Below are 1,354 nucleotides of genomic sequence, written 5' to 3'. Positions count from 1 at the left end.
GGGGCGGGTGGGGGGGGGCCCCCCCCATCACACCCCCCCCCCCCCCCGCCCCCCCCCCCCCCCCCCCCCCCCGCTCCCACAGTTGACCGCGTTCCAATGTGGGAGCGAGCTTGCTCGCGAAGGGGCCAGCCGACCCAGCGCTTTACTCTTTGACACTCATGTATTCCTTAGCCCACAGGATGTATTCCTCAGGCTGGGTATAGGTGTGCGTCAATTCGGTCGCGCTCAGATCCGATGCCTGAGTGAAAATCTGCCGCTGTTCGCGCAGGCTGTCGTACGTCGCCTTGATCGCCGCAAAGTACGCGCCATGACCGTCGATGGTCACGCGCACGCCGAGCTCGGCCAGACGCTTGTCGTCGCGCAGCGCCGGGTTGCCGTAGGTGACCAGCATCAGCGGCACGGTCAGGTGTTCAGCGATCTGTTCTAGTTGATCGAAGTCTTGAATGCCAACCATGCAGATGCCGTCGGCGCCCGCCGCTTGGTATTGCTTGGTGCGGCTGATGATTTCCTGGTTGGGCAGGATGCCGGCGTTGGTGCGCGCGATGATCGCCATTTCCGTGTCGACCCGGGCTTCCAGTGCCGCGCGAATCTTGCCGACGCCTTCGGCCACGGTGATCAGGTCGGTGGATTTGCGGCCGAATTGCGCGGGCAGCAAGGTGTCTTCGATGGTCAGGGCGGCGACACCGGCGCGCTCCAGTTCGACGATGGTGCGCATCACGTTGAGGGCGTTGCCGTAGCCGTGGTCGGCGTCGGCGATTACCGGCAATTGCGCAACGCGGCCGATACGGGTGGCCTGTTCGGCGAACTCGCTGAGGGTGATCAGGGCAAAGTCAGGGGCACCGAGCACCTGCAACGAGGCCACGGAACCACCGAGAATCCCCACTTCAAAACCCAGGTCAGCGGCGATGCGGGCCGACATCGGGTCGAACACCGATGCTGTGTGGTAGCAAGTGTCGGAGGCCAGCAACTGACGGAAGTTACGGCGCAAATCTTGATGAGAAAGCCTGGACATACGAGTTCCACCAATACAAAGGAATGGAAAGGCTTGAGCAAATGTGTCAACGCCGAAGGTTTAAAAGGCTATCACGCGAATGGGTCAAGGATCATGACGAATTTGCGCGGCTGGTCAGGCGGGGAGCCGTTTGCTGAAAGGTATCACCTGTGGGCAGGGGATTTGTCTGTGCTCAGGAAATTTCTGAAGTGAGGAGATTTTTTGAGGAGTGGAGATTACTGTGGCGAGGGGATTTATCCCCGATCGGCTGCGAAGCAGTCGTAAGACCGGCAAATGCGGTATGTCTGGAAGAATGAGGTGGCTGGTTTTGGGGCCGCTTCGCAGCCCAGCGGGGATAAATCC

1 protein-coding gene is annotated in these 1,354 nt (G+C 61.0%); it reads right to left on the bottom strand.

From position 1 onward, the window contains the following. Nucleotides 1-142 precede the first annotated feature (142 nt). The gene (locus tag QMX93_RS30690) at nucleotides 143-1,012 is read right to left on the bottom strand and encodes an oxaloacetate decarboxylase (RefSeq protein WP_053119221.1); all 870 of its coding nucleotides are present in this window, start codon (nucleotides 1,010-1,012) and stop codon (nucleotides 143-145) included. Nucleotides 1,013-1,354: the final 342 nt, after the last annotated feature.

The sequence above is a fragment of the Pseudomonas sp. PS01303 genome, from assembly GCF_029959385.1.
Classification (GTDB): Bacteria; Pseudomonadota; Gammaproteobacteria; order Pseudomonadales; family Pseudomonadaceae; genus Aquipseudomonas; species Aquipseudomonas rustica.
The sequence above is the reverse complement of the archived record's forward strand: the minus strand, read 5'-3'. Positions and strand labels throughout refer to the sequence as shown.